The sequence below is a fragment of the Nocardia asteroides genome, from assembly GCF_021183625.1.
Taxonomy (GTDB): domain Bacteria; phylum Actinomycetota; class Actinomycetes; order Mycobacteriales; family Mycobacteriaceae; genus Nocardia; species Nocardia asteroides_A.
The window spans coordinates 950,486-976,196 of sequence record NZ_CP089214.1; the positions used below are offsets into that span (position 1 = coordinate 950,486).

Genomic DNA, 25,711 nt, shown 5'->3' on the forward strand with positions numbered 1-25,711 from the left:
CGCGCTCCCGGGCGGCTCAGGCGCCGCGGCCGGTGCGCTGCTGCAACTCGTCGATGAGCTGCGAGGCCTGCGCCTTCGTCAGCTCGTCCGGGACCTCCTCCCCGGCCTCCTGGGCGAGGGTGTGCACATACGATTCCTGCGGTCCGGTCATCGGCTCGTCCCCGGTGGTCCACTCCTCGGGATCCTTCTCCGGCGTCGGCTGCACCATGACTGCTCCTCCCACTCGACAGAACGTGTGTTCGATTCCTGCGTTACCCGGATCGTTGCCGATCAATCACGCCGGACTACAGAGCGGTGAGCGCGAGCCCGGCGGAGGCGGCGGCCAGGGTGATCGCGAGGCCGCCGAGGGCGTAGCCGACGGCGGCGCGGTAGCGGCGGTCCTGGATGAGCCGGACGGTCTCGACGCTCGCCGTGCTGAAGGTGGTGTAGCCGCCGCAGAAGCCGACGCCGAGCACGAGCTGGAGTTGCGGGGCGGCGTGGTGGCGCAGCACCAGCCCCGTGAGGATGCCGAGCAGGAGTGAGCCGGTGGCGTTGATGACGAGGGTCGCCACCGGGAAATTCGGCGTCCAGCGGTGTTTGATCGTGGAGTCGATGGTGAAACGGGCCACCGCTCCGGCGCTGCCTGCCAGGGCGATCCAGAGCGTGGTCACGGCGCGGCACCGGGGCGGTGCAGCAGCGCGCCGAGCGCGATCCCCGCGGTGGTGGCGAGCCCGCCGGCGAGCACGGTGCCGAGGCCGTACGTCAGGGCGGTCGACGGGTGGCCGTCGCGGAGCAGCAGGTCGGTGTCGACGGCGAGCGTGCTGTAGGTGGTGAAGGCGCCGAGAAAGCCGGTGCCGAGGGTGAGCCGCACCCGCTGCCGCCACCCGGTGTCGGGCCCGAGCCGCACCAGCGCCTCCAGCAGCAGCCCGAGCAGGAACGCCCCGGTGACATTGATCGCGAAGGTGGCGCCGGGCCAGCCGCCCGCCCGGTGCGGGAACCAGACCCCGAGCCGGTAGCGCAGCGCGGCGCCGGCCAGGCCGCCCGCACCGACCAGCAGCAGCGAGCGGAGCGGGACGATCGGCGGCGACATGCGGGCCGGACTCCTTCCACCCGGTGGGAAAGCAGTGCGGCGAGCCTAGCCGACGGCGACCGCGAAGATCATCCGCGCGCCGCCTCCCCCTAGGCAGATGCAAGAATCTTCAGTAACTTAATACGCATCGAGCGGGGCCGGACCTGCTCTCGAATAGGACCGATCGGCAGCCACGGACATGACCGCACTTCGAATCGCCGGTAACGACACGCTCGCGCGCAGCTGCGCCGAGTGTGCCCAGGCGCTGCTCGAGAGCCACGACGGGCCCGGCGCCGTCGCCCGGCTGGAGCAGCTGGCGGTGCACGGCGCCCGCGACGAGCTGCCGCTCGACACCATCCAGCACGCGATCCACGACGCGATCGGCACCGCCATCGATCTCGCGGCGGCGCGCGGCGAGCCGGACCTGGCGGGCAGGCTGCGCCGGGTGGTCGAGGTGCTCGACCTGATGATCACCACCGTCGCCACCTGCTACCTGCGCGAACTGCGGATCCTGGTCGACGAGCGGCGGCACGCCGTGCGCGCCATGACCTCGGCGCTGCTCGCGGGCAACCTGGACGCGGGCCCCGCCGCCGCGTGCGGCATCCGGATCGCCCCGCGCTACCTGGTGCTCGCACTCGCCGCCGACCTCGCCGACTCCGACGAGCCGGCCCGGCGGCTGCGCCGGGTCAGGGCGGTGCTGGCCGGGCGCTGCGGCGAGGACGTGTTCGCGCTGCTGGACGACACCGGCGGCATCGTGCTGCTCCCCGCGGACCGGCAGGGCTCCGGCGAGCTGCGCGCCCTCGTGGACGAGCTGACCGACGCCGCCGAGGTCACCCTGCTCGCCACGGTCGAATCGGCCGCGGTGCCGCGCATCCCGGCCGCCGCGCAGCGGGTGCGGCGGCTGCTCGGCACGCTGACCGCGCTGCACTACCCGAGCGGGCTCTACCTCTTCGAGGACATGGCGCTGGAGTACCAGCTGACGCTCCCCGGCCCGGCCCGCGACCGGCTCGCCGCCGTGCTCCACCCGCTCGAGGGGCAGCCGGACCTGCTGACCACCCTGCGCACACACATGCGCAACGAGCTGCGCCGCCGCCGCACCGCCCGCGAGCTGCGCATCCACCCGAACACCCTGGACATGCGGATCAAGCGGATCACCCGGCTCACCGGCTACGACCTGACCACCGTGGACGGCGCCTGGACGCTGCGCTCGGCGCTCATCGCGCACGCGCACCACGCCGTCGCGGGGTAGCCGTCGACGTGGGCTTTCCCCCGTAGATGGGCGGAAGGCGGCGCGGACGGGGTAGCGTCAGGTCGATCGGCGAAGCCGCTCCCGGTCCCCGGGGCGGCGCCCGCCGTTTCCGGCTTCGGGTGACGGCACCCGGGTTCCCGCCGGGACGAAACGAGGAGCAGCATTGCCCGCGCCCCGCACCACCGAGTCCGACCACGACACAGTCATGACCTTCGCGCACGTGCGCGCCGCCGAGAAGGTGGCCGACGAGCAGCGGGCCGCGCTGGCCGCCAAGACGGTGGCCGATCACTCCCGTGATGCCGCCGAGTGCAGCGCCATGCTGGACATGCTCGGGCTGGACGTGGCCGACCTGCGCTGACCCGCGCGGTCACTCCGGCAGCACGGCGCCGGTTGCCATGAAGACGGTGCGGCGCCCGACCTCGACGGTGTGGTCGGCGAAGCGCTCGTAGTAGCGGCCGAGCAGCGCCAGATCCACCGCGGTCGGCGCCCCGTCGTAGAACTCCGGGCCGAGCACGGCGTTGAGCAGGTCGCGGTGCAGCCCGTCCATGACGTCGTCCTCGGCATCCAGCCCGGCCGCGCCCTCGGCGTCGCCGGTGGCGAGCACCCTGGCCGCGCTGCCGGCCATGTGCACCGCGGCCGCGCCCATCTCGGCGACGGTGCCGCGCAGCGAGTCCGGCACCACCGGCTCCGGGTGCCGGCGGCGCACCAGTTCGGCGAGGTGCGCGCAGAGCCCGCCCATCCTGGCGAGGTTGCCGGAGAGTTGCAACGCGGTCACCACCCGGCGCAGCTCGGAGGCGACCGGCGCCTGCAGCGCGAGCAGCATGACCGCGGACTCCTCGCACTCCTCGCCCATCGCGGCCACCCGCGCGCACAGGTCGATCGCCCGCTCCGCCTGCTCGATATCGGCGTTCAGCAGGGCGTCGGTGGCCATCGCGATGGCGTTCCGGTCCCCCAGGCACATCTGCTCGAGCATCACGGCGAGCTGTTCGAGGTCCTGGTGGAAGCGGGTTCGCATCACCCCATACAACCACCCGGACAGCCGTCGTGGGCCGCCCGCAGGTGAAGGGGCGGCCGAATGGGTGTTCCGGGCCTGCCCAGCATCCGAGGAGAATGATATTCTCCTCGGATGCGAGGAAGGATCGAGACCGCGGCGCTGGCCCGCGCCGATCAGGAGTGCGCGCAGGCCGAGGCGAGCCTCGACGACTGCCTGGCCGCGGTGGCCGCCGCCATGCCGCGCGCCGACCGGGTCACCCGGTTCATGCAGCTCACCGAGCGGTTCGCCAGCACACCGGAGACCGAATCGCTGGCCGTCTTCGCCGCCGCCGCGCTGACCCGGCTCGGCGACGCGCCCGCGCCGCAGGAAGCCGCCGACGACGAGCGCTCCCGCTCGGCCGCGACCCTGCTCGCGGAGACCGAGCGCAACCTCGCCGATCTCTGTGCGGCCACCGCCGCCACCGCGCTCGACCGCACCCTGCTCTACGTCAACCTGGTCCGGACGTTCGTGCGCGACACCGAGATCGGCCCGCACGCCGCGCTGCCCACGCTCACCGCCGCGGCGGTGCTCCGGCTCTCGGCCTGACGAATCAGCCGATCGGCAACCGCTCGCCGCTGCTGAGCGCGGCGACCACCGCCACGAGTTCGTCGACGCCGCCCGCTGCTTCGATCTCGCCCGCCAGCCGCGCCGCGGCCTGCCGGTAGCGCGGGGCGCCGAGCACCGCCCGCACCGCGCGGCGCAGCGCGGCGGGCGCGGGACGCCCGGTACGCAGGTCGATGCCGGTTCCCGACCAGGCGACCCGGGCGGCGACCTCCGGCTTGTCCTCGGTCGCGCCCGCCACCACGAGCGGCACTCCGTGCGCGAGGGCGTACTGCACGCCGCCGTAACCCCCGTTGGTGACGAAGACGGCGAGCCGGGGGAAGAGCAGGTCGTACGGAAGGAACTGCGCGGCGCGGACATTGCCGGGCAGCGCGCCGAGCTCGGCGACCGGCCGCCCGCCGGTGGTGACGACCACCAGCGCATCCTCATCCGCCAGCGCGTCGATGGTCGGCCGGATCAGCTCGGTGGGATCGGTGTTGGCGATGGTGCCCTGGGTGACCAGCACGACCGGGCGGCCGGTGTCGAGCTCGTCCCACCACGGCGGCAGCTCGCCGCCCCCGGTGGCCGGGATGATCGGGCCGGCGAAGCGGATCGGCACCCCGGCGTCCGGGCGCGGGTACTCGAAGCCGGGGACCGAGAGCTGCACCACCGCGTCGAGCGTGCGCTGCAGGTCGAAGAGGAAGGCGCCGGCCGGGCGGCCGTGCAGCTCGCGGAACATCGCGTCCAGCTCCCGCTGCACCGGCGCGAACATCACCCGCCGCACCAGGGCGTGCAGTACGGCGTTGCGGGGCCGGTTCAACGGTCCGCGCAGCGGCGCCATGGCCAGCCCGAAGGGCGCCACCGCGCTGGAGGAGAGGGTCAGCGGCACCACTCCGGCCGAGACGACCGGCGGCCGGAGCTCCCGGTCGTGCCCGGCCAGCAGCGCCGCGCCCATGAAGGTCGGGTCGGCGATCACCACGTCCGGCGGGGCGGAGCTCGCCACGGTGCGGGCGTGCAGGGCGTCGTACTGGGCGCGGGCCGGCTTCAGGAAGGTCTCCGTGATGTCCCTGCGCAGCCCGGCGATCCCGCCGGGGCCGGGTTCCCGCTCGCTGAGCAGCCGGTCGTCGTAGTCGGCCGCGGCGGGCAGCGGGAGGAACTCGGCGCCGGTCGCGGTGACCGCGTCGGCGAAGCGCCCTCCGGTCAGGAAGCTCACCCGGTCGCCGCGCCCGGCGAGGTCGGCGGTGATCGCGAGCAGCGGCGTCACGTGGCCGTGGATGGGGACGCTGGCGAGCAGGTAGTGCGGCATGGGCTTCCTCCGGCTTGGGTGGCTGTCGGAGGAATATGGCCTGCGCACCCCGTAGGCGTTTCACCACGGAGAGCGGAAATTCCGGCCCGCGGTGGTGACCCGCTCAGGCCGGGCGCAGCGCCACGTCGCGGAGCAGCACCCGGCCGCCGTCGCCGAGCACCCGGAGCGTGACCTCGGCGCCCGGTGCGGTGAAGCCGAGCGCGTGCGTGCCCGCGGCGAACGGGCGGGATTCCAGGATCTCGCCGTCGCCGTGCACGGAGACCGTCGCCGCGGCGGCTGGCTCCTCGGTGGTGATCTCGAAGCTCAGGGTGTAGGCGCTGCCCGGCCGGACCGCGACGGTGCGGGCGACCCGGCCGCCGGGGCCGAGCCGGAGCACGTGGCCGTCGTCGTCGACCGTGCCCTGTTCACCGGGCATGCCCTCGCTCTCCCAGCCCTCGATGGTGCTCATGCGCCGCGCAACCGCACTTCCTCGGTCAGGGCGGCGGCGGCGTCGCGCAGCGCGGTGGGGTCCGGGTCGGCGCCGAGCCGGGCGCGCAGGTCGGCGCGGTCGACCACGAGGAGGCCGTCCATGGAGTCGTCGGTCCAGCCGGTCACCTGGGTGACCTGTCCGCCGGTCAGCACGAGCGCGGCGGTTTCGTCGGCGGTCAGCAGGGCGCGGAGCTGGTCCGGGGTCACCTCGTCGGCAGTCATGTGCGCCGGATGCCCGGGCCGGTGCCGGGGAAACCCGGCTCGTAGGGTGGGCGGATGATCGTCGTCGATGCCGCGAACGTGGTCGGCGCCAGGGCCGACGGCTGGTGGCGGGACCGGGCGGGGGCCGCGCGCAGGCTGCTCGCCGAACTGGCCGCCGCCGCGCTGCCGGACGAGGTGGTCGTGGTACTCGAGGGCGCCGCGAAGGCCGCGCTCGACGGCACCGAGTACGCCGGGGTGCGGGTGGTCGCCGCGCCCGGCTCCGGCGACGACACCATCGTGGAGGTGGCCGCGGCGGGCACCGATGTCACCGTGGTGACGGCGGATCGGGAACTGCGGCGCCGGGTCGAGGCGCTGGGGGCACGGACGGAGGGGCCGCGGGCGCTGCTCGACCGGCTCGGCTGACCGGGAGCAGCAGCAGCGGCGTCCCGAGCAGCAGCACCCCGGCGACCCCGAGCGCGGTGCGGGCATCGGTCACCGCCGCGACCAGCCCGGCGAGCGCGATCAGCGCCGCCGTCCCGCCCTTCGTGCCGACCGACCAGGCCGCGAGCGAGCGGGTGACCACCGCGGCGGGGAGCGCGTTCAGCCGCACGGTGGCCACGATCGGGTTGAACACCGCACAGCTCAGCACCAGCCCGCACTGCACCGCCATCACCAGCACCAGCCCACCGGTTCCCGGCCCGACGAACACCAGCCCGATCGGCCAGCACACCCGCGCCACCCCGGCGCCGAGCAGCACCCGGCGCTGCCCGAACCGCGCGGCGAGCGGCCGGGCCAGCCGGGCCCCGAGCAGCCCGCCCGCGCAGGGAAGGGCGAAGGCGAGGCCGTACTGCCACGGGGAGAAGCCGAGCGGGCCGAGCATGAGCACCGCCAACAGCGGCGCCGTCGCCATGATCAGCCCGTTCACCAGCACGACATTGCCGAGCAGCGGCCGCAGCAGCGGGTCGGTGAGCAGCTGCCGCCAGCCCGCGAGCAGCTCGGCCGCGCGCAGCCGCGCTCCCCCGGCCCGCACCGGCGGTTGCTCCGCCGTGCCCGTGCCGCGCAGCGCGGCGGCCGAGAGCAGGAAGCTCACCGCATTCGCGAGCACCGTCACCGCCGGACCGAAGAGCCCGATGGCGACGCCGCCGAGCGGCGGCCCGAACAGGGCGGCGGTCCAGGTGGTCGCCTCGAAGCGGCCGTTGGCCCGGAGCAGCAGCTCCGGGCGGACCAGGCCCTTCAGGTAGGCCCCGCTCGCCGCGGTGAAGGTGAGGTCGGCGGTGCCGACCACGATCGCCACGACCAGCAGCTGCGCGAAGCCGAGCACCCCGAGCGCGGAGCCGACCGGGACGCTGAGCAGCACCGCCCCGCGCAGCAGGTCCATCGCCACCAGCACCGGCCGCTTGCGCCGGAACTCCACCCACGGGCCGAGCGGGAGCGCGAGCAGCGCACCGGCCGCTGGGCCCGCGGCGGCCAGCAGCGACACCGCGCCCGGCCCGGCGTCCAGCGCACGGACCGCGAGCACCGCGAAGGCGTCGAAGGCCAGCCAGGTGCCGCAGGCGCTGATCGTGTACGCCACCCACAGCCACTCGAATTCGCGTCCCATGAACGGAGATCGAAGCCCGGGCGGCAGGGGAAGTCGAACAACCGCCACGCCCGGCGGGGACAACCGACCGGCGTGCCCGCTACTGCCCGGCGAGCGCGTCCCGGAAGAGCGGCCAGGAGTTGTGCAGGTCCTGCTCCCAGTAGGCCCAGGAGTGGGTTCCGGCGGGGCGGAAGTCGAAGGTCGCGGGGATCTCCAGCTCCGTCAGGCGATCCCGGAGCTGGTGCGTGCACTCGTCGGTGATCGCCTCGAGCACGCCGCCGACGGTGATCCGGTCGAGCAGCTCGCCCGGGGTGTCGCGGGCCGGGTCGACGGTGTCCAGCGGGCCGGGCAGGCCGGTGCCGGTGGTGATGTGGAGCAGGGTGCCGCGCAGCCGGTCGGCGTGCAGGTAGGCGTCGTTGGCCGACCACGCCGGGTCGGTGAAGGGTCCCCACATGTTCACCGGGTCGCCGCCCCAGCGCCCGACCACCGCGGCCACCGCCGCCTGCCCGCGCGGGTCGGAGATCCGGACGCAGCCGCTGTAGGAGCCCACCGCCCGGTACAGCCCCGGCTCCGCCACCGCGAGCTGCAGCGCCGAGGTGGCGGCCATGGAGATCCCGGCGACCGCGTTGGCGCCGGTGCCGTGGAAGGCGGCGTCCACGATCGGCGGCAGCTCGCGGGTGAGGAAGGTGGTCCAGCGCTGCCTGCCGAGCAGCGGGTCGTCGATCCGCCAGTCGGCGTAGTAGCTGCCCGCGCCGCCGTTCGGGATGACGACGGTGACCTGCTCGCCCGCGAGGAAGTCGAGCACGTCGGTCTGCTCGAGCCAGCTGCTGCCGAGGTCGCCGCCGCTGGAGCCGTTCAGCAGGTAGAGCACCGGCGCGGGCGCGGCCGGGTCCTTCGCCGGGAGCACGGTGAGCGCGATGTCCTGGCGCATCGCCGCCGAGTACACGCTGACCTCCAGCGCCCGGCTCGCCGTCCGGTTCGTCGCCACCAGCCGCGATCCGCCCTGGACGATGCCCGGCCCGTCCGGCGTGAGCGCCGGCGCGGGGGCGGCGGACACCGGCGTGGCGAGCACGGCGGCGGCGAGCAGCGGCGCGGCGAACCCGCCGCTACGCAGCAGCGAACGCCGCGCTCTCGGCGCACCGGGAACGGCCACGAGGCACCTCCCGTGCATCACCGAACAGTTGTGAGGGCGAACGCTAAGCCGCGCTCTCCGTTCCCGGCAAGTCGGATCGCACGACTTTGGGACCGACGCCGAAACACCGGGCTGCCCACTGGTAGCCGTCACAACGGCGCCTCACCGGTTCAGCGCCGCGCGGAAGAGCGGCCACGAGTTGTGCAGGTCCTGCTCCCAGTACTTCCAGGAGTGCGTGCCGGTGGGGCGGAAGTCGAAGGTCGCGGGGATATCCAGCTGACGCAGGCGGTCTTGGAGCTGGTGCGTGCAGCGCGCGGTGATGGCCTCCAGCGCACCGCCGAGCGTGATCTGGTCGGCGAGTTTGCCCGGGTTGCCGTCGAGCTCCTCGACGGTGTCGAAGCGGCCGGGGGCGCCGCTGCCCGAGCTGACGTAGAGCGTGGCCCCGCGCAGCTTCTCGGCCTGCAGGTAGGCGTCGTTGGCGGCCCAGGCGGGGTCGGTGAACGGGCCCCACATGTTGACCGGGTTGCCCTGCCAGCGCGCGACGACGGCGGCGACCATGGCCTGGCCGACCGGGTCGGAGGTGCGCACGCAGCCGCTGTAGGAGCCGACGGCCCGGTACCGGCCGGGCGCGGCGACGGCGAGCTGGAAGACCGAGGCGGCGGCCATGGAGATCCCGGCGACGGCGTCGGCGCCGGTGCCGTCGAACTCGGCGTCGACCAGTGCGGGCAGCTCGGCGGTGAGGAAGGTGGCCCAGCGCTGCCTGCCGAGCGCGGGGTCGTCCACCCGCCAGTCGGTGAAGTAGCTGCCCTCGCCGCCGTCGGGGACCACGACCGTCACCTGTTCGCCGGCGAAGAAGCCGGCCAGGTCGGCGTGGTCGGTCCAGCTGCTGCCGTCGATCCCGCCCGCGGAGCCGTTGAGCAGGTAGAGCACCGGGGCGGGGGCGTCGGGGTCGCGGGCGGGGAAGACGGTGAGCCCCATGTCCGCGCGCATGGCGGCGGAGTGCACCGTGACCCGCTGCGCCCTGCCCTCCCCCGGGGTCACGCTCAGCAACCGGGTCGCCGCGTCGGTGCTCGGCGGGCCAGCCTGGACCGGGGCGGCGAGCGCCGCGGCGGCCAGCAGCGGGAGCACCAGGCAGCAGGAGCGCAGCAGGGCACGGCCATGATCGAGCACGGGGACCTCCGGGGCGCACTGGATGCGGATCACCGCGACGCTAGAGCCCGCGCACCGCCGGGAAGGGCCGATTCCCCGGTTCTTGGGATGCGCCGCAAATCGATTTCCGCTGCGCTGGTAGCGATCACAAATTCGGGCGGAGCGATCGATCCCCGCCGGTTCGTGCGGTTCACTCGGGTGCCGAAGGTCTGTGCGTACGAGAGGAGGACGCCCGTGGTCCGTGCCGGATGCGGAGAGCGCGGCGCGCCGAACCCGCGGCCGCCGGAGCGGAGCGCCGCATGACCGACCGCACCGCCGTGCGCACCAGGCTCGCCCGCGCGCTCCCGGTCCCGATCACCGGGTACCGGGCCACCGACCCGCTGCCCGGCTTCGCGACCGGCTGGGTCACGGTGATCACGCTCGGCACGCTCGCCATCCTGCTGCTGCGGGCCGGGCGCTACGACTGGTACGGCGACGAGCTGTATTTCCTCGCCGCCGGGCACCGGCCCGCGGTGAGCTACGTCGACCAGGGGCCGGTGCTGCCGCTGCTCGCCTACGCCATGGACGCCGTCGCGCCCGGCTCGCGCACGATGTTCCGGCTGCCCGCCATCCTCTGCGCCGTCGGCTCGGTGATCCTGACGGCGGTGTGCGCGAGGGAGTTCGGCGGCGACCGCAGGGCGCAGGTGTTCGCCGCGGTCGGCGCGGCCGGGGCCCCGTTCCTGATCTTCCAGTCCGCCTCGCTCTCCACCTTCGCCCTCGACTCGCTGCTGGTGGCGCTGCTGCTCTGGCTCCTCGTGCGCTGGGTGCGCACCGGGGCGGACGGGCTGCTCGTCGGCGTCGCGCTCACCGCGGCGCTCGCCTTCCAGGTGAAGCCGCTGGTGCCCCTGCTGCTCGCGGCGGTCGCGGCGGGCGTGCCGGCCTTCGGGCCGCGCGCGCTGTTCGGCAGGCCGGCGCTGTGGGTGGCGGGCGGGGTCGCCGCACTCACCACCGGGCCTGCCCTGGCCTGGCAGGCCGCGCACGGCTGGCCGCAGCTCGGCATGGGCGCGGTGATCCGGGGCGAGCAACTGGCGGTGGCCGGTGGGATCATTCAGCTACCGGTGCACGTCATCTCGCTCACCGGGCCGCTCGGGACGGCGCTCGGGCTGGCCGGGCTGTGGGCGCTGGTGCGCACGCCGGAGCTGCGCGACTACCGGTTCCTGGCGGCGGCCGCCGCGTTGCTCGCCGCCTTCGTCGGCCTGGCCGGCGGGCGCCCCTACTACCTGGCCGGGCTCTTCCCGGTGCTGTTCGGGGTCGGCGCGGTGGCGGTGGTGCACAGCAGGGCGCTGCTGCGGCTCGGCGCCGCCGCGCTCGGCGCGATCTCGCTGGCGCTCACCCTGGTGCTGCTCTTCGCGCTGCCGGTACCCGCCGTGCGGGAGCCGGCCCGGACCCAGCGGGAGATGTCGGACCGGCTGCGGTTCACCGGCACCACCGGCTGGGCGGAGTTCACCGCCGCCGTCGAGAAGGGGTACGAGCGGGTCCCGGCGGGCACCCCGACCGTCACCGAGAACTACTGGCAGGCAGCGGGGTTGGAGGCGCTCACCGAGCTGCCGTCGATCTACAGCCCGAACCGCGGCTACGCGCCGTTCGGAGCGCCGCCGGAGAGCGCGCGGACCGTCCTCTACGTGCTCGCCGGAGCGCCGGAGCCCGCCTGGCGCACGCTCTTCCCGGACGCCACCGCCATGGCGACGGCGGATCGCCCACTCGGCTTCCCCGGACTCTCCGCCGGCGTCACGATCTGGCGCTGCGACCGTCCGGCAGGCGGCTGGGCCGCGGCCTGGAACACACTGTCCACGAACCACTTCGACGCGGGCTGGTGACGGCCAGGCCGCAGATCCGGGCCGACGCGGGCGCCGTCGATCCGATCGGCAACTGAGTCGCCGTCGACATCTCGGTCAGTGCCGGATCGCAATCAACGAGCAGGGCCAGGGTGCGGGTCACGTCCTCGAGTTCGGCTTGGTCGAACAGAGACTGCTGGTAGGTAATCCGGGAGAGCAGCCGTCGCATCACCGGGTCGTCGAGGCCATCACTGCCGAGGATGTCGGGGTGGTCGACCTCGATCGCCAGACTGCATCGGCCGCGAACCACTCACCGGACCGCGGATGCAGCCGCTCACCCACGCGGCCCTATGGCAACTCGGCACCGGCCGCACGCTGATCGGCTCGCTCGCCGTCATCGGCGGCGCGGTCCCCGGCATGCTGGGCGGGCGCAAATCCGGTCCGTTGTTGTACGAGGTCCACACCGCCTCCTTCGACGGCGGCCCGTACACGCTGCACCAGCTGCGGCATACGCGGCTCACGCACGCCGCTGAGGAGGGTGCCTCATCGCTGAGAAGCGTTCGATATCAGAGCCCGAGTCATTCGAGCGAATCCGCTGCCACCTCCGCCGTGTCGCCGTAGCGCCGGGCGGAGTTCACATCGAACGGCGGCACCGTCCCGGCTGATCGTCGGACATCTTGCCCGCCCGGCAGGAACGCCACGAGGACCAGGCCCAGCAGCGCCGCCCCCGCCGCGATCAGGAACGAGATGCGGAAGCCCTCCAATGTGGGCACCTCTGCGCTTCCCACGTGCTGAGCCGTGCTCGCGAGAACGACACCCACGACGGCGCTGGACAATGCCGTGCCGATGGCCCGCATCAGCGTGTTCAGCCCGTTGGCGGCACCCGATTCCGACTGATCGACAGCGCCGAGGATCAGCGCGGGCATCGCCGAGTAGGCGACGCCTACGCCGCTGCCCGCGAGGATGGCGACGAGCACGATCTGCCACACGGCACCCAGCAGCGCTGTCCCGGCCAGATACGCGACGGCGAGCAGCACGAGCCCGGTCATCAGGGTGACCTTCGGCCCGCGCGCTGCCGAGAGCCGCGCGGCCAGCGGGGCGGCAATCATCATCGCGAGGCCCATCGACGACGCGCAGACGCCGGTGGCGATCATGGACATCCCCAGCCCGTACCCGGTGGATTCGGGCAGTTGCAGCAGCTGCGGCAAGACGAGTGTCACCGCGTAGAACGCGAGGCCGGTGGTGATCGCGGCCAGGTTGGTCAGAAGGACCTGGCGGCGCGAGGCAGTGCGCAGGTTCAGCAGTGGGTCTTTGACGCGCAGTTCGAAGAGGGCCCACAGTAGGAAGATCACCACGGTGGCGGCGAAGAGTCCCAGCGTGGTGGTGCTTCCCCAGCCCCAGTCGGCGCCTTTGGAGACAGGCAGCAGCAGGGCGACGAGTCCGAGGGTGAGCCCGAGCGCGCCGATCGCGTCGAAGCGGCCGGGGGTGCGCTGGGTGCTCTCGGGGACGACGGCGAGGATCGCGGCCATGGCCACCGCGCCGAGGGTGGCGGCGCCGAAGAACAGCCAGTGCCAGTCGAGGTTCTGGGCGATGAGCGCGGCCAGCGGTATCGCCATCGCGCCGCCGACACCGATGGAGCTGCTCATCAGCGCCATGGCCGATCCTTGCCGCTCGCGAGGCAATCCATCTCGAATGATGCCGATGCCGAGCGGGATGACGCCCAACGCGAAGCCCTGAACGGCGCGGCCCACGATCATGAGCACGAGGTCGGAGGTGAACCCGGAGATCAGCGAGCCCAGCACCATCAGCCCGAGGCTGACGAGGACGAGGCGGCGCTTGCCGTAGAGGTCGCCGAGCCGCCCCAGGACCGGAGTGGCGGCCGCGCTGGACAGCAGCGTCGCGGTAATCACCCAGGCGGCGTTGGACGACGTGGTGTCCAGCAGTCGCGGGAGATCGGCGATGACGGGGACGAGCAGGGTCTGCATGACGGCGACGACGATGCCGCTGAATGCCAGGACGGGGACGAGCCCGCGCCCTGCGGGAGTTCTGGCGGCCGCAGGGGCCGATATGGCCGATGCGGACACCGCGACGTCACTCCGGGGTGGTGCGTCGTCACCGAAAGTGCCACGGTCGGTGGTCAGTAAGGCTTTATTCATGCGGGGGTGCTCCGGGGGTGGTGCGAATGGCCGGTCGCTCGGCGCTTTGCCGTTGCCGGCGGCGACGTCGGCCAGTTCGTCGAGCGAGTGTCAGGCATGATCGGGGGTGGGCCCAGGAAAGGCCGCGGGAGATGGCTGACGGCGCGGGACGCCGACGGATTCGCGGTGCCGGGCGGCCGGCGGTGCCGGACGCCGCGGGGTCACGGCCGGGTCTGCTCGGAGACGCGTAGGTCGAGGCCGTACTGCTCAGGGACGCCGAGGTTCTCGCGCAGGGTGGGGCCTTCGTAGTCCTCGTGGAACAGCCCGCGTTCTTGCAGGATCGGGACGACCTGGTCTACGAAGGCGTCGAAGCCGTCGTGGAAGCCGTCGAGGGCGATCGAGAACCCGTCGCAGGCCCCCGCCTCGAACCACTGCTGCATGTGGTCGGCCACGTCGGTGGCGGTGCCGGCGATCACCGGGTGGTAGTCGATCACACCGTGGGCGAGCACGTCGCGCAGACTCCAGCCTTCCCGGACCACTTCCAGGGCACGGGCGGAGCGCGGGTCGTGCGGGCTGGGCACGGCGTCGGCCAGTTGCTGCCCGGTCAGGGGCTCGTCGAGCTGGTCGGGGTCGAGCGGGAGGCCGATCATGGTGCCGAGGTAGCGCACGCGCTGGCCGAGGTCGGTGACCTCGTCGAGGAAGCGGCGCCGCTCCAGGGCTGCCGCGCGGGAGCAGGCGATGGTCGGCATGAACCCGGCGAGCATCTTCACCTCGTCCGGGTCGCGACCGGCGCGCTTGGCGGCGTCCCGCAGGGCCTGGCGCTGGGCCCGGGCGTCCTCGATGGTGTATGGGTTGGCGTAGACGCCGCTGGCGTAACGGCCCGCGATCTCGAGGCCGTATTCGCCGCCGCCTGCCTGGAAGATGACCGGCTGGCCCTGCTCCGACGGGGGGATGGGCAGTGGGCCGCGGGAGGCGACGTGGCGGCCCCGCAGGTTGATCGGTCGGATCTTGTCCATGTCGGCGTAGCGCTTGTTCTCGACGTCGAGCAGCAAGGCGTCCTTTTCCCAGCTGCCCCACAACGCTTGCACGATCTGGATGACCTCGTGGGCGCGCTCGTACTTCTGCGCGCGCGGCGGGATCTTGCTGCCGAAGTTCGCCGCGGCGGCGGGGGTGGAGGTGGTCACCGCGTTCCAGCCGGCCCGGCCGTGACTGATCACGTCCAAGGCCTTGAACTGGCGGGCGAGGTTGTAGGGCTCGGTGAAAGTGGTGGAGGCAGTGGTGACCAGACCGATCCGCTCGGTCTCGCGCGCGAGGACGGTCAGCAGCAGCAGTGGCTCGATCGCCTGGCGCGGGGCGTGGTGGGTCAGGTCCATGTCCAGGACCGGGGTGTCGGCGATGAACAGCAGCTGGACCTTGCCGCGTTCGGCGGTCTGTGCGTAGCGCACGAACTGGTCCATGTCGGTGTAACTGTTCAGGTTCGCGCCCGGCAGCCGCCAGGCCCCGGGCTCTGCCCCGTAACCGCCGCTGAACTGCATTCCCAGAACTATCTGTCGGCTTGTCATTGTCGCTCCTCCAAACGAGGCGAGAAAAACGGAGGCAACCTCCGATCGCCTTCTCCAAAATATGGAGCCATCCTCCGTATTGTCAAGGCGGGATCGGGCGAGCGCGAGGAAGGCGATGGCCGAAGGCGTGGGCGCGGGTGGCAGCAGCGGGCGGACGGGCTACTGACCGTCGAGGACACCGGGAGTGCTGTGCAGGACCACGCTCTCCTGGAGCGGGATGCGTGTCCTGCCGAACGCGTTCACCGGTGCCGCCGGGTCAGCCGTACCGAAGGAGATGCCGAACAGCAGCTCGAGATCCTCGGGAACATCCAAGACCGCGCGGACAGCGCCGGCATAGAGCCCGAGCATGGTCTGCGGAATGCCGGCGAACCCCCTCGACGCCAGCGAGAGCAGGAAGTTCTGCGCGTACATGCCGATATCACCGGCCGTCCGCACCCCGTCGCCCAAAGCGGGCATGAACAGGAGCGCGACGTGGGGAGCCCCGAAGAACTCCAGGTTTTCGCGGACCGCCGCCTTCCTGCCTTCCCGGTCCGAGCGCTCGATTTCCAGGCTTCCGTAGTAGCTCGCGGCAAGAGCCTGCGCCCGCTCGGAGTAGATGCCCTCGCCGTAGTCGGCGGTGAAACCGGGGAGATGCGTCCTTCCTCATCGGCCTGGAGCAGTTCCCGGGCCAGCGCGTCCCGTTCCACACCCGAGACGATGTGCACTGCCCACGGCTGGGTGTTGCTGTTCGAGGGGGCCGTCTGCGCGTCTTCCAGCACGCCAGGCCGGTGAAGGGGGGGATGTTGTGCCGGTCAATGTAGTTCCTTCCCATGGCGCACAGCCGCCATAGCGGCCGGGCACAGCGCGGACGACCCGCCCGGGAGCCGTCATGGAGGGCTGTGCAGGACCCACTTCGTGGGTGCCGACAGCCTTGCGAGTGCTCGCGGGCAGCGCCATGGCAAGACTCCGGCGCAGAGCAGGGGACTGCGCGCTATCGGTGTTCGCTTGTCGGTATTCGTGGTGTGTTGGTGTACTTCGCGGCACCGAAACCACCCTCATGCCCTTTCGCGCCCGAGGGCGGGGCGGTCAGCGGTGGACGGGCGCGACTCGTTTCCACTACGTCCTCCCAGCCCCGGCCGCCGGAAGGATGGTTGTCGCAACGGGGGCGAAGCACTCCGGGAGACTGTCGCGGAGACGCTTGCGCCGACACAGGAGCCTGCCGTCAGTCTCGGATTCCCGCCACCTCGACCTCGATGGCTTCGATCCGGCCCGTGGCATCCATGCCATTGCCGAGGCGCTCGGGGCTGGTATCGGAGATGAGCAGGTAGAGGGTCTTCATCTCCGGTCCGCCGAGTACCGCATCCACCGCGAAAGTGCCGCCGTCGGGATATGTCGCGGTGTCCGGGTCGATCCGGATGACGTCGGTGACCTCGCCGCCATCGAGGACGCGGCGAAATTCACCGATCCACGGGAAGGCCGCCCACACCGCACCCGCACTGTCGATGCCGATGCCATCGATCGCCTCTACATCCGGTGACCCGAATTCAGCGAACACGCGCTGGTCTGTCAGCGCGCCGTCGTCGGTCACGGTGAACGCGGTGAGCCTGGTCCGTGGCGCCCGGAACGATTCCGCGACGACCAGGGTGCGCCCGTCGCCTGAGATAGCGATGCCGTTGGGGAATATGAGATCCTCACCGCCGGTTTCGATTCGGCCATCGGGATGGCGGATGATCAAACCCACACCTATGGGATCGGTTCCGAAAACGTAGCCCTGCGGACCGATATACGCCCGGCCCTCTCGGTCCACGGCCATATCGTTGGGATGGAACGCGACCGGCGCGAGATCGGCGAGTTCTTCCAGTCCGCTACTTCCCACCCGCAGCAGCCGGCCGTCATCGATGGAAACGACCATCGGTGCCCCATCCGGGCCGAAACCGAGACCCGATGGGCGCCCGGGCACATCGGCGACATCCTCGGGCGGTTCGCCGGGGAAAAGGCGACTGATCTTGCACCGGGTCATGTCCGAGAACCACAGCGCCCCACGGTGCCACCGGGCTCCCTCGAGGTAGCCGAGACCTCCCTGCGCCACAAGGCGACGAGCGTCTGCGGGCAGCACTCTTGGTGAATGTCTCATTGAATCTCCTTGAAAATCGCGGTATCGGGCGCTGGCGGCTCCGACCTGAGCGAGGCGGGCGTCCAACGGTTCACGCATTCTGGTCCCGCTGGCGGTAGCCGCTGGCGAGCAGCGTGCGGAGCCGGGCGAGCGACTGGTCGTCGGCGCCGTTGCCCTTGATCCAGGCAATGGAACAGGCCGCGAGGAACAGGTCGTACCCCCGCACCGACGAACGCACCTGCCCCGTGAGCTGCGCGGCTTCCACATACTTGTCGGTCGCGGCGATGAAGATCTCGCAAGGAATCGTGAGCGGGTTATCCGGCTCCTGCGCCTGGGCCGCGGCCATGAGCGGGTCCGGGAGCCCGCTGAAGGTGCTGAAGTAGTCCTCCATCGCCCGCAGCCACTGCTCCAACGCCTCGCCGGCATCGCCCAATTGCTCGATGTCCCCCCGGCGGGCCACCAGCTCCTCGGAGCGTGTCTGTAGCACGGCAGCCAGCAGCGCCTCTCGGGTGGGGAAGTGTCGGTACAGGGTGCCGGGCCCGACGCCCGTCTCCTTGGCGACCGCCTCGAGCGAGGTGCCGACTCCATGTCGCAGGAAGTGACGCTGCGCGGTCTCCAGAAGGGCAGCGCGGTTGCGCTGGACGTCCACTCGGGGCTTTCGCACCCGCTGTTCACTGGCACTCATGCGCCCTCCTGCTTCCGGTAATCCTGCGACCACACAAAACGGATTATGCCTCCGTATCTGTTCGAGCATAAAGCGGAGGTAGCATCCGGTCAAGCGGGCTCGGCCCCTGGTCTGCTGGACTGCTCACGTCGCCTCGAGATCTCGCTGAACACCGTTCCCGTATACGTGCGCACGCTGGTGTTGCGTTTCGAGCGCTCCGGGCGCCGGCCGCAGGTGGTGGCCGCGCACTCGCCGGGCACGCTGCACCACCTCTACGCCGTGAGCGGAAAGCTGCGCTGCGGCCCGGTCACGGACCCGGTGGAGCTGGCCGCGGGGGACTTCGTGCGATTTCCCGGCGATGTGGCGCACCTGTACGCCTGCTCGAGCGAGCGCGCGGTGGCACACATGGTGACCAGGGTTCCGCAGATGCGCCAGTTCGGTCCCGCCGCGCCCGGCTCCGGAGCGCGATCAGGTTCCGGGGACCTGATCGCTGTCGATCGCGGTCACCCAGGCGGGTTCGGCGACGGCGAGCACGAATTCACCGGTGGGCAGGTCGACCTCGACCGTTTGGCGCAGTCCGGCGGCTGCGGCGGCACCAAGCGCGTCCGGGTCGTCGGCGGGCAGGGCGAGTACCACGCGCCGGCACTGCGGGTCGGCTCGCAGCAGCGCCGGGACCAGGGCGGTGAGCGTGGCGGTCAGCTGCGTGCCTGTGGCCGGCGCACGCAGTTCGATGTCGTGCGCGCTTACCGGGTAGGCAGCCGCGAGCGGACCGGACAGGCACCGGGAAAGCCGGATCCGGGCCGGTGGGTGACCCGGCCCGGCCATCTCGAGCGACAGCGCCACGCCGTCGGGCGCCGATCGGGTGATCCGCCACGGTGGTGCCGGCTCGGGCACCGGGACCGGAGGCGCCGTCCTCACGGTCGCAGCAACGCGCGCACCGCGCGCTTGTCGAGCTTTCCGGAGGCGTTGCGCGGCAACGCGTCCACGAACTGGACCCGGCGCGGCAGTTTGTAGCGGGCCAGGCGGCGCGCGGCGTGCTCGCGTACCGCTTCCAGCCCGACCTCGCTGCCCTCGGCGATGCAGAGCACAGCGACTACGGTTTCGCCCCACTGCGGATCGTCGGCCCCGACCACCGCGACATCGATGACACCGGGCAGGTCGGCCAGGGCGTTCTCCACCTCGGCGGGGTAGATGTTCTCCCCACCGCTGATGATCATGTCCTTGAGCCGGTCGACGATGTAGAGGAAGCCGTCGGCGTCGAGGTAGCCGATATCGCCGGAATGAAACCAGCCTTCGGCGTCGAATGCCGCCGCGGTGGCAGCCGGGTTGTTCCAGTAGCCCGGGGTCACATTGGGCCCGCGTACCACGATCTCGCCGGGCTCTCCGGGCGCTACCGCGGTATTGGTGGCCGGATCGACGACGCCGACCTCGGTGTGCGGCATCGCGATGCCGGCGGAGCCGAGCTTGCGCATGGTGTATTCGGCGGGCAGATGGGTGGCGAACGGCGCGGTTTCGGTGAGCCCCCACGCCTGCTGCAGCAGGATGCCGTGGGCGGCGTACTGCTCGATCAGTGAGGGTGGCACCGGCGCGGCGGCCACCACCACGCTGTGCAGGGCCGAGAGATCGGCCTCCCAGATCCCCGGCACCCTTGCCAGCGCGGCGAGCATCGCGGGTACGGCGAAGAACGAATTCACCCGCTGCTCGACGAGGTCGGCGAGGAAGCGTGGCGGGTCGAAGCTGCGGCGCAGCACGGCGGTGCCGCCACGGGTCAGGGTGCGCAGCAGCAGCGCGTTGAGCCCGCCGATGTGGAACAGCGGTGCCACCCCGTAGGTGACGTCGTCGCGGCGGGTGTGCAGCCGGGTGTCGACGTTGACCCCGTTCCACCAGATGTTGCCGTGGGTCAGCGTGACGCCTTTGGGTGCCCCCGTGGTGCCGGAGGTGAACATGAGCACCGCCGGGTCGTCGAAACCGCGTGCCACGACATCGTCGTCCGGCTGCGCCTGCTGGAGCAGGCGGCTCCAGGGCTCCCAGGGCGCGTCCGGCTCCGGTGGCGCCGGGATCTCGGCGTCGTCGTCCACCAGCAGCAGTTCGCGCAGCGCGGTGTGCTCCCGCACGCTGTCCACCACGGCGCGGTGACCTTCCTCGGCGACCAGCGCGACCGCGCCGCTGCCCGCGAGTACTCCCTGCAACTCCGGCCCGGCGAGGCGGAAGTTCACCGGGACGAAGACCGCGCCGAGCCGGACCGTGGCGAACAGGGTGAGCAGGAAGGCCGGACTGTTCAACCCGGCGTAGGCGACCCGGTCCCCGGCGCGGATGCCGCGCCCGGCCAATACTGCGGCGAGCCGGGCGGCGCGATCGTCGAGAGTGGCGTAGTCGAGTTCGATCCCGGGGTAGCCGATCGCGGGGGTCGTGGGCTGGTAGGACGCGATCCGGCGGATCGCCGCGGCGGGGTTGACGTCGACGGGCACGATTGTCGCGGTCGTCATCGGGTGGCCTCCTGGGCCCGGTCCTCGAGAGTGGCGGCCAGATGGTCGCCGCCGGCGGCGGTGCCGAAGCCGCGCACCCCGATGCCGCCGTCGACGGAGAGTGCCTGGCCGGTGATCGGGCCGCTCTGCTCACCCGCGGCCAGCAGCACGTAGGCGCCGGTGAACGCGGCCGGGTCGGTGCTGGAGTCGTGCAGCGGGATCGGCGGTGCGGGTGCGTCGGGAGCCCGCTCGGTGAACGAGGCACCCAGTGAGCGGTCCTGCAGTGCCAGCGATTCCGGGCCGCGCAGGTCTGTGTTCATGCCGCCGCAGGCCACGCCGTTGACCCGGACCCGGGGTGCGAGTTCGTAGGCGAGCTGGCGCATGAGCCCGAGGCAGGCATGTTTGGAGGCGGTGTAGATGGGGCCGCCGCCGTCGACGTAGAAGGAGGCGTTGGACAGCGTCATGACCACGCTGCCGCGGCTGCGGACCAGCTCCCGCCAGGCGGCCTCGACTGCGAGCAGGTAGCCCTTGACGTTGACCGCGAAGATCTCGTCGAAGGTATCGGCGAGCTGGGTGGCCGACAGCCGGGTGAGCGAGCGCTTGTAGTCCCAGATCCCGGCATTGGCGACCAGGGTGTCGAGAGCGCCGAAGCGGTCGACGGTTTCGGCGACGGCGGCGTGCAGTTGCTCGGGGTCGCGGACGTCGGCGGCGACGGCGTGCCAGCGCGCGGGGTCGGCGGAGTCGGCGACGACGGCGCGCAGCTGTTCGAGATCGCGCCCGACGATGGTGACCCGCGCGCCCTCGGCGACGTAGCGTTCGGCGACCGCGCGGCCGATGCCGGTGCCGCCGCCGGTGACGAGCGCGGAGTAGCCCTGCAACCAGCCGGTCATGCGGACGCTCCCAGGAAGTCGGTGACCAGGCGCTCGAATTCGCGGGCCCGCTCCAGCTGCACCCAGTGCCCGCAGTTTCCGAACACGTGCAGTTGCACGTCGCGGATGTTGCGCAGCATGATCTGGGCGCCGTCGAGGGTGATGGTGCGGTCGTCGCGGCCCCACAGCAGCAGGGTGGGGGCGGTGATGCGGTGTAGTTCGCGCCAGAGCGGGTCCATGCCGTGGCGCTGGGCGAAGGCGGCGTTGTAGCAGCGGTAGAACTCGATGTGGCTCGCGTCGAGGGATGCCTCGTAGCGGCTGCGGATCACCTCGGGGCCGAACTGTTTGTGGTCGAAGACCATGGTGCGTACGAAGTTCGCCATCTTGCGTTCGGTGGGGCCGCCGCCGTTGTAGTAGCGGAACATCTCCTTCTGCCCCTCGGTGGGCGTGGGGCCGAACGGCAGCCAGCCCCCGCCCGGTGCCATGAGTACCAGCCTGCGCACCCGTTCGGGCCGGGCCTGGGCCATGGCGATGGCGGCGGCGCCGCCGAGGCTGTTGCCGAGCAGGTGGAACTGCTCCACGCCGAGCGCGTCGAGGGCCTGGTAGAGCGCGTCGACGGTGATCTGGGTGATCGAGCGGGATTTCAGGTCGTCCTCGGAGGGGCGGTAGCTGACGCCGAAGCCGGGCTGGTCGGGCAGCAGCACCCGGAAGTGCTCGGTCAGGGCAGGCAGGTTCTGGTGATAGTTGCTCACCCCGGATGCGCCGGGGCCGCCGCCGTGCAACATGACCAGGGCAGGGCCGCTGCCCGCCTCGGCGATCGCGATCTCGCCGAGCGTGGTGGTCACGGTGTGCTGGACGGTGCTGACGTCGATGTCGCTCACTGGTGTCCTCGGATCAGAAGAACGTCGAGATGTTCTTGGATTGCAGGATGTTCTGGTCGAGCAGGATGGTGCGCCGAGCCACGCGCAGCGCGCCGTCGGTGCGGCGCAGCACGTCGGAGCGCTGCCCGGCGAAGATGTTCTGCTCGCGTTCGAGCCGGTTGCGGTAGACCAGGAAGGCCGAGGTGGCCACCAGGTCACCGGGGCCGAAGCCGGGGTGCTCGCCCGGATCCACCGGCCCCACGCGAACATTGGTGACCAAGTGCCTCGTGCGCGAGGGCGGGTCCTCTGCCCAGGCCATGCCGGAGTCGAAGCGCCGGATGCGCCACGTCAGGCTTTCTTTCGTCTCGTCGTAGTAGGCGGCCTCGCCGCGCGCGGCGATGGAGAGCGCCTGCTGACGGCGTAACCGGTTGGTGCGTACCGGCATCCAGTACTCCAGGTCGTCGGCGAGCAGGTCGAGCCAGTCGGAGAAGCGGTTGTCGTCGAGCAGTGCGGCCTCGGTGTAGTAGAACTGCTCCACCTCGAAGTGGGTGTCGCGATCGGCGCCCGCGGACGCCGGCGGGGCGGTGGGGGTGACCATCATTGCCTCTCTGTCAGCCCCGCAGCAGGGCGCGTAGCTCGGTGCGCGGGTCGGCGAGCCGATCCGGGTCCACGGCGGTGCCGCGCTCGATCAACCGTCGGGCGGCACGCACTGCGGTGGAGTCGTTGACTGCGACGGCCCCCGCGACCCGGCCGTCCACCAGGGCGAATACCGCGAACGCGGAGCTGTCGTAGCTGCCGCGCAGCACAGTGCGCTCCGCGCCGGTCATGCCGCCGATCGCCTCCACGTGCAGCCCGTGCCGGTCGGTCCAGAACCAGGGCGCGGGCTCGGCCGGGGGCACGGTGCCGAGCAGGGTGGCTGCGGCGACCGCGCCGTCGTGACGGGCGGCGTCCCAGTGCTCGGTCCGCGGCAGCAGGACACCGGCGCGCCGCACCCGGGCCGGATCGCCGACCGCGAGCACCGCCGGGTTCGAGGTGCGCCGTGCCGGATCGACCACGATACCGCGCTCGACCTCGATGCCTGCGTGCGCGGCGAGCGCGGTATCGGGCACCATGCCGATGCCGAGCACGACCAGATCGAAGCGCTGCGGTTCCGGTATCTCCACCTCGACCTCGTGGCCGGTCCGGCGGATCGCGCCGACGGCGGCGGTCACCGTGCGGATCCCGCGCGGGGCGTGCCGGTCGTGCAGCCAGCGGGCGACCTCGGTGCCGAGCGCGGCTGCCAGCGGCGGATCGGTCGGATCGGCCAGGACCACCTCGCACCCCAGATCGACGGCGGTGGAGGCGACCTCGGCACCGATCAGCCCGGCGCCCACCACCAGTACCCGTGCGCCGGGGCGCAGCGCCGTGCGCAGGCGTTCGGCGTCGTCGTCGGTGCGCAGTACGTGCACCCGGTCGCCGTCCAGCCCGGGGACGGGAGGCCGGGCTGCTGCGCCGCCGGTGGCGAGCACGACGTGCTCAGCAGGCAGTTCGGTGCCGTCGCCGAGTTCGACCCGGCCGGTGCCCGGGTGCAGCGCGGTGGCGCGGGTGCCGGTGAACAGCCGGATCTTGCTGTCGTCGTACCACTCCGGTGGCCGCAGCGCGATATCGGCGACGGCCTTCGTACCGAGCAGGAACTCCTTGGACAGCGGCGGCCGATCGTAGGGCAGCGCGCCTGCCTCGACCAACGTGAGGTCGCCCTCATAACCGCCGGAGCGCAGCGCGGCCACCGTGCTCACCCCGGCGATGCCGCCGCCGATGACCACGATCACGGCGCCGATCCCGGGAACAGGAAGACCTCGCCGTCGCGGACCTCGACCCGGTGCGGGCAGACGCCCTCGGTGGCGGGCATGGAATCCACCTCGCCGCTCTCGAGGCAGAACTTGCTGGAGTGCAACGGGCACTCCACGTAGCCGTCCTCCACCCAGCCCTCGGCCAGCGAGGCGACCTCGTGGGTGCAGGTGTCGTCGAGGGCGTAGACGCTGCCGTCGTCGTCGCGCAGCAGCGCGATGTTATCGGCGGTGCCGGTGAGGGCCTTGTCGACGGCGATACCCTCGCCGATCGGGATGTCGTCCAGCGCTGCGACCCGGATACCGCTCGCACTCATCGCTTCTCCTGTTCGTGCCAGGCGGGGGTGTTCATCAGGTCGCGCCAGCGGCGGTAGTAGGAGCGGCCCGCGGCGTCGCTGTAGAGCTCGCTGGTGGTGCCGGGGTGGCGGCCGTCGTCGCGCTCGGAGCCGAGGCCCATCTGATAGTTGAGCGGTACCCGGTTGGTGATGAAGCCGTGCGAGATGGCCTGCACCTCACTCCAGTTCTCGCCGTCGTCCTGCTCGAAGATGCCGCTCGGTCCGAAGGTTCGCAGGTTGTAGAGGCGCTGCGCCTCCCGGACTTCCGGCGGCATGGACTTGTCGACCACGGTCCAGGACCACACCTCCATCCGGTCCGGGCCCTTCGGGTGCCAGACCCGGATGGTGCCGATGACCGGCAGGTAGGAGAAGTTCGGGAAAACGGTCGCGTGGCCGTCGGTCAGCGGGCCCTCCACGCGGGCGTCGCCGAGGCGTTGGCGAAGCGCGGCATAGTCGGTCCACTCGTGCACGGTCTGGGCGTTGAACCGGTTGCGCGGGTGCACCGGGAATCCGGCGCCGTGGCCGTTCGAGTCCAGGAACTGTCGACCGGTGCGGTGCACGATCTCGGTGCGCGGCTTCTTGTCCTTGGACAGCACTGTGAGCGCCGAGGCGTGGCTCATGTTGACGTGGTACCAGTCGGTGGCGAACTGCTCGGCGGCCAGCTTCCAGTTGCCCTCCAGCTCCCACTTGTGCACCCCGCCGAGCACCACGGTGCCGTCCGGGTCGCGGTCCAGCATCGCGTCCATGTACCAGGTCATATCGCCGAGATAGTCGATGAGCGGGTCAGGTCGGGGGTTCCAGGTGCCGAAGATCAGGCCGCGGTAGGTCGCGATGTTCGGCACCTCGACCAGCCCCCAGTCGGCAGTATCGAAATCGTCGGGGTAGCCGTCCTGGTTCGGGATGGAGACGAGTTTGCCGTCCAGGTCATAGGCCCAGCCGTGGTAGGTGCAGGTGAAGTTGCGGGTGGCTCCGACATCGGCGCGGCACACCCGGGCCCCGCGGTGGCGGCAGGAGTTCAGGTAGGCCCGGATCCGCTTGTTCCGGTCCAGGGTGACGATCACCGGATCTTCGCCCATGTAGGTGGTGAAGAAGTCGCCCGGCTTGTGGAACTGGTCGGCGTGGGCCAGGAACAGCCAGCTCGGGGCAAATACCCGGCGCAGCTCCTGCTGATACAGCTGAGTGTCGGTGAAGATCGCCCGATCCAGCAGGCCACCCTCGGCATCGACGAGTCCGGAGACGTCGATGTCGCGAGTGAGCGCCGCCGGGCGCCGCAGCGCCCCGCACGGGGCGGCCGTCGCGCTCTCCGACCGCGCGGGTTCGATGGTGGAGGTCATGAGATCCAGGCAACCGCGCCGCGCCGCCGGCCTCCACCGATCGTTCCGCA

General features: G+C 71.8%; 29 protein-coding genes. 6 read left to right on the forward strand and 23 right to left on the reverse strand.

The window, feature by feature from the left end; translation table 11 throughout:
* Positions 1–16: 16 nt before the first annotated feature.
* From LTT61_RS04740 to LTT61_RS04750, 3 genes are all read right to left on the reverse strand, one after another.
* Complete coding sequence (locus LTT61_RS04740) at positions 17–208, reverse strand: DUF3072 domain-containing protein (RefSeq protein WP_233018708.1); 192 nt, start codon at positions 206–208, stop codon at positions 17–19.
* Between the two features lie 76 nt (positions 209–284).
* Positions 285–650, reverse strand: coding sequence for a fluoride efflux transporter CrcB (gene crcB / locus LTT61_RS04745; protein ID WP_233018709.1), 366 nt, complete (start codon positions 648–650; stop codon positions 285–287).
* The gene (locus LTT61_RS04750; RefSeq protein ID WP_233018710.1) at positions 647–1,069 is read right to left on the reverse strand and encodes a fluoride efflux transporter FluC; all 423 of its coding nucleotides are present in this window, start codon (positions 1,067–1,069) and stop codon (positions 647–649) included. The genes crcB and LTT61_RS04750 overlap by 4 nt, the downstream gene beginning before the upstream one ends.
* Before the next feature lie 178 nt (positions 1,070–1,247).
* On the opposite strand from LTT61_RS04750, the gene LTT61_RS04755 reads away from it, so the two are divergent.
* A complete protein-coding gene (locus LTT61_RS04755) occupies positions 1,248–2,297 on the forward strand; it encodes a helix-turn-helix domain-containing protein (protein WP_233018711.1) in 1,050 nt (349 codons plus the stop codon).
* Between the two features lie 163 nt (positions 2,298–2,460).
* Complete coding sequence (locus tag LTT61_RS04760; RefSeq protein ID WP_233018712.1) at positions 2,461–2,655, forward strand: hypothetical protein; 195 nt, start codon at positions 2,461–2,463, stop codon at positions 2,653–2,655.
* Between the two features lie 9 nt (positions 2,656–2,664).
* Here the strand turns inward: LTT61_RS04760 and LTT61_RS04765 are convergent, their stop codons facing one another.
* Entirely contained in the window at positions 2,665–3,312 is a 648-nt protein-coding gene (locus LTT61_RS04765) for a phosphate signaling complex PhoU family protein (RefSeq protein WP_233018713.1), read from the reverse strand.
* Positions 3,313–3,423: 111 nt separating this feature from the next.
* Here LTT61_RS04765 and LTT61_RS04770 point away from each other — a divergent pair, with 111 nt between their 5' ends.
* The gene (locus LTT61_RS04770; RefSeq protein ID WP_233018714.1) at positions 3,424–3,876 is read left to right on the forward strand and encodes a hypothetical protein; all 453 of its coding nucleotides are present in this window, start codon (positions 3,424–3,426) and stop codon (positions 3,874–3,876) included.
* A 4-nt stretch (positions 3,877–3,880) separates the two neighbouring features.
* Here the strand turns inward: LTT61_RS04770 and LTT61_RS04775 are convergent, their stop codons facing one another.
* From LTT61_RS04775 to LTT61_RS04785, 3 genes are all read right to left on the reverse strand, one after another.
* Positions 3,881–5,176 carry a glycosyltransferase gene (locus LTT61_RS04775; protein ID WP_233018715.1) on the reverse strand — a complete coding sequence of 432 codons (1,296 nt, stop codon included), beginning with the start codon at positions 5,174–5,176 and terminating at the stop codon, positions 3,881–3,883.
* Positions 5,177–5,279: 103 nt separating this feature from the next.
* Positions 5,280–5,624, reverse strand: coding sequence for a hypothetical protein (locus LTT61_RS04780; protein ID WP_233018716.1), 345 nt, complete (start codon positions 5,622–5,624; stop codon positions 5,280–5,282).
* Positions 5,621–5,866 (reverse strand): hypothetical protein, encoded by a 246-nt coding sequence (locus LTT61_RS04785; protein WP_233018717.1) that lies wholly within the window; start codon positions 5,864–5,866, stop codon positions 5,621–5,623. The genes LTT61_RS04780 and LTT61_RS04785 overlap by 4 nt, the downstream gene beginning before the upstream one ends.
* A gap of 54 nt (positions 5,867–5,920) precedes the next feature.
* On the opposite strand from LTT61_RS04785, the gene LTT61_RS04790 reads away from it, so the two are divergent.
* A complete protein-coding gene (locus LTT61_RS04790) occupies positions 5,921–6,268 on the forward strand; it encodes a hypothetical protein (RefSeq protein WP_233018718.1) in 348 nt (115 codons plus the stop codon).
* Here LTT61_RS04790 and LTT61_RS04795 read toward each other — a convergent pair.
* The 3 genes from LTT61_RS04795 to LTT61_RS04805 form a co-directional block, all read right to left on the reverse strand.
* Positions 6,171–7,445 (reverse strand): MFS transporter, encoded by a 1,275-nt coding sequence (locus LTT61_RS04795; protein ID WP_233018719.1) that lies wholly within the window; start codon positions 7,443–7,445, stop codon positions 6,171–6,173. The genes LTT61_RS04790 and LTT61_RS04795 overlap by 98 nt on opposite strands.
* Before the next feature lie 79 nt (positions 7,446–7,524).
* Entirely contained in the window at positions 7,525–8,577 is a 1,053-nt protein-coding gene (locus LTT61_RS04800) for an alpha/beta hydrolase (RefSeq protein ID WP_233018720.1), read from the reverse strand.
* Between the two features lie 141 nt (positions 8,578–8,718).
* Positions 8,719–9,726 carry an alpha/beta hydrolase gene (locus LTT61_RS04805; protein ID WP_233018721.1) on the reverse strand — a complete coding sequence of 336 codons (1,008 nt, stop codon included), beginning with the start codon at positions 9,724–9,726 and terminating at the stop codon, positions 8,719–8,721.
* Positions 9,727–10,004: 278 nt separating this feature from the next.
* On the opposite strand from LTT61_RS04805, the gene LTT61_RS04810 reads away from it, so the two are divergent.
* Positions 10,005–11,561 carry a glycosyltransferase family 39 protein gene (locus LTT61_RS04810; RefSeq protein ID WP_233018722.1) on the forward strand — a complete coding sequence of 519 codons (1,557 nt, stop codon included), beginning with the start codon at positions 10,005–10,007 and terminating at the stop codon, positions 11,559–11,561.
* 282 nt (positions 11,562–11,843) lie between these two features.
* The gene (locus LTT61_RS04815; RefSeq protein WP_233018723.1) at positions 11,844–12,140 is read left to right on the forward strand and encodes a hypothetical protein; all 297 of its coding nucleotides are present in this window, start codon (positions 11,844–11,846) and stop codon (positions 12,138–12,140) included.
* Here LTT61_RS04815 and LTT61_RS04820 read toward each other — a convergent pair.
* The 13 genes from LTT61_RS04820 to LTT61_RS04880 form a co-directional block, all read right to left on the reverse strand.
* A complete protein-coding gene (locus LTT61_RS04820) occupies positions 12,098–13,603 on the reverse strand; it encodes an MFS transporter (protein WP_233018724.1) in 1,506 nt (501 codons plus the stop codon). The two genes, LTT61_RS04815 and LTT61_RS04820, sit on opposite strands and share 43 nt — an antisense overlap.
* A 272-nt stretch (positions 13,604–13,875) precedes the next feature.
* Positions 13,876–15,189: an NtaA/DmoA family FMN-dependent monooxygenase gene (locus LTT61_RS04825; protein WP_233018725.1), complete on the reverse strand. Its 1,314-nt coding sequence runs from the start codon at positions 15,187–15,189 to the stop codon at positions 13,876–13,878.
* A gap of 186 nt (positions 15,190–15,375) precedes the next feature.
* Positions 15,376–15,672 (reverse strand): nitroreductase family protein, encoded by a 297-nt coding sequence (locus LTT61_RS04830; RefSeq protein ID WP_420094735.1) that lies wholly within the window; start codon positions 15,670–15,672, stop codon positions 15,376–15,378.
* 745 nt (positions 15,673–16,417) lie between these two features.
* A complete protein-coding gene (locus LTT61_RS04835; protein WP_332909224.1) occupies positions 16,418–17,407 on the reverse strand; it encodes an SMP-30/gluconolactonase/LRE family protein in 990 nt (329 codons plus the stop codon).
* A complete protein-coding gene (locus tag LTT61_RS04840; protein ID WP_233018727.1) occupies positions 17,400–17,993 on the reverse strand; it encodes a TetR/AcrR family transcriptional regulator in 594 nt (197 codons plus the stop codon). The genes LTT61_RS04835 and LTT61_RS04840 overlap by 8 nt, the downstream gene beginning before the upstream one ends.
* Positions 17,994–18,440: 447 nt before the next feature.
* On the reverse strand, positions 18,441–18,815 hold the full coding sequence (locus LTT61_RS04845; protein ID WP_233018728.1) for a hypothetical protein: 375 nt from the start codon (positions 18,813–18,815) through the stop codon (positions 18,441–18,443).
* Positions 18,816–18,886: 71 nt separating this feature from the next.
* Positions 18,887–20,458 (reverse strand): long-chain-fatty-acid--CoA ligase, encoded by a 1,572-nt coding sequence (locus LTT61_RS04850; protein ID WP_233018729.1) that lies wholly within the window; start codon positions 20,456–20,458, stop codon positions 18,887–18,889.
* Positions 20,455–21,327 (reverse strand): SDR family NAD(P)-dependent oxidoreductase, encoded by an 873-nt coding sequence (locus LTT61_RS04855; RefSeq protein ID WP_233018730.1) that lies wholly within the window; start codon positions 21,325–21,327, stop codon positions 20,455–20,457. The genes LTT61_RS04850 and LTT61_RS04855 overlap by 4 nt, the downstream gene beginning before the upstream one ends.
* Positions 21,324–22,178, reverse strand: coding sequence for an alpha/beta fold hydrolase (locus tag LTT61_RS04860; RefSeq protein WP_233020875.1), 855 nt, complete (start codon positions 22,176–22,178; stop codon positions 21,324–21,326). Before LTT61_RS04860 ends, LTT61_RS04855 begins: the two co-directional genes overlap by 4 nt.
* A gap of 22 nt (positions 22,179–22,200) precedes the next feature.
* Positions 22,201–22,767 carry a 3-phenylpropionate/cinnamic acid dioxygenase subunit beta gene (locus tag LTT61_RS04865; RefSeq protein WP_233018731.1) on the reverse strand — a complete coding sequence of 189 codons (567 nt, stop codon included), beginning with the start codon at positions 22,765–22,767 and terminating at the stop codon, positions 22,201–22,203.
* Between the two features lie 10 nt (positions 22,768–22,777).
* Positions 22,778–23,974 carry an NAD(P)/FAD-dependent oxidoreductase gene (locus LTT61_RS04870; RefSeq protein WP_233018732.1) on the reverse strand — a complete coding sequence of 399 codons (1,197 nt, stop codon included), beginning with the start codon at positions 23,972–23,974 and terminating at the stop codon, positions 22,778–22,780.
* Positions 23,971–24,309, reverse strand: coding sequence for a non-heme iron oxygenase ferredoxin subunit (locus LTT61_RS04875; protein ID WP_233018733.1), 339 nt, complete (start codon positions 24,307–24,309; stop codon positions 23,971–23,973). The genes LTT61_RS04870 and LTT61_RS04875 overlap by 4 nt, the downstream gene beginning before the upstream one ends.
* Positions 24,306–25,661, reverse strand: a complete 1,356-nt coding sequence (locus tag LTT61_RS04880; protein WP_233018734.1) for an aromatic ring-hydroxylating dioxygenase subunit alpha — start codon at positions 25,659–25,661, stop codon at positions 24,306–24,308. Before LTT61_RS04880 ends, LTT61_RS04875 begins: the two co-directional genes overlap by 4 nt.
* Positions 25,662–25,711: the final 50 nt, after the last annotated feature.

Excerpts from the sequence above, each read along its gene's own strand:
- LTT61_RS04740 (WP_233018708.1), bottom strand. The coding sequence starts at position 208 with ATGGTGCAGCCGACGCCGGAGAAGGATCCCGAGGAGTGGACCACCGGG.
- LTT61_RS04750 (WP_233018710.1), bottom strand. The coding sequence starts at position 1,069 with ATGTCGCCGCCGATCGTCCCGCTCCGCTCGCTGCTGCTGGTCGGTGCG.
- LTT61_RS04755 (WP_233018711.1), top strand. The coding sequence starts at position 1,248 with ATGACCGCACTTCGAATCGCCGGTAACGACACGCTCGCGCGCAGCTGC.
- LTT61_RS04765 (WP_233018713.1), bottom strand. The coding sequence starts at position 3,312 with ATGCGAACCCGCTTCCACCAGGACCTCGAACAGCTCGCCGTGATGCTC.
- LTT61_RS04770 (WP_233018714.1), top strand. The coding sequence starts at position 3,424 with ATGCGAGGAAGGATCGAGACCGCGGCGCTGGCCCGCGCCGATCAGGAG.
- LTT61_RS04775 (WP_233018715.1), bottom strand. The coding sequence starts at position 5,176 with ATGCCGCACTACCTGCTCGCCAGCGTCCCCATCCACGGCCACGTGACG.
- LTT61_RS04780 (WP_233018716.1), bottom strand. The coding sequence starts at position 5,624 with ATGAGCACCATCGAGGGCTGGGAGAGCGAGGGCATGCCCGGTGAACAG.
- LTT61_RS04785 (WP_233018717.1), bottom strand. The coding sequence starts at position 5,866 with ATGACTGCCGACGAGGTGACCCCGGACCAGCTCCGCGCCCTGCTGACC.
- LTT61_RS04790 (WP_233018718.1), top strand. The coding sequence starts at position 5,921 with ATGATCGTCGTCGATGCCGCGAACGTGGTCGGCGCCAGGGCCGACGGC.
- LTT61_RS04795 (WP_233018719.1), bottom strand. The coding sequence starts at position 7,445 with ATGGGACGCGAATTCGAGTGGCTGTGGGTGGCGTACACGATCAGCGCC.
- LTT61_RS04810 (WP_233018722.1), top strand. The coding sequence starts at position 10,005 with ATGACCGACCGCACCGCCGTGCGCACCAGGCTCGCCCGCGCGCTCCCG.
- LTT61_RS04815 (WP_233018723.1), top strand. The coding sequence starts at position 11,844 with ATGCAGCCGCTCACCCACGCGGCCCTATGGCAACTCGGCACCGGCCGC.
- LTT61_RS04825 (WP_233018725.1), bottom strand. The coding sequence starts at position 15,189 with ATGCAGTTCAGCGGCGGTTACGGGGCAGAGCCCGGGGCCTGGCGGCTG.
- LTT61_RS04830 (WP_420094735.1), bottom strand. The coding sequence starts at position 15,672 with ATGCCCGCTTTGGGCGACGGGGTGCGGACGGCCGGTGATATCGGCATG.
- LTT61_RS04835 (WP_332909224.1), bottom strand. The coding sequence starts at position 17,407 with ATGCGTGAACCGTTGGACGCCCGCCTCGCTCAGGTCGGAGCCGCCAGC.
- LTT61_RS04840 (WP_233018727.1), bottom strand. The coding sequence starts at position 17,993 with ATGAGTGCCAGTGAACAGCGGGTGCGAAAGCCCCGAGTGGACGTCCAG.
- LTT61_RS04850 (WP_233018729.1), bottom strand. The coding sequence starts at position 20,458 with ATGACGACCGCGACAATCGTGCCCGTCGACGTCAACCCCGCCGCGGCG.
- LTT61_RS04855 (WP_233018730.1), bottom strand. The coding sequence starts at position 21,327 with ATGACCGGCTGGTTGCAGGGCTACTCCGCGCTCGTCACCGGCGGCGGC.
- LTT61_RS04865 (WP_233018731.1), bottom strand. The coding sequence starts at position 22,767 with ATGATGGTCACCCCCACCGCCCCGCCGGCGTCCGCGGGCGCCGATCGC.
- LTT61_RS04875 (WP_233018733.1), bottom strand. The coding sequence starts at position 24,309 with ATGAGTGCGAGCGGTATCCGGGTCGCAGCGCTGGACGACATCCCGATC.
- LTT61_RS04880 (WP_233018734.1), bottom strand. The coding sequence starts at position 25,661 with ATGACCTCCACCATCGAACCCGCGCGGTCGGAGAGCGCGACGGCCGCC.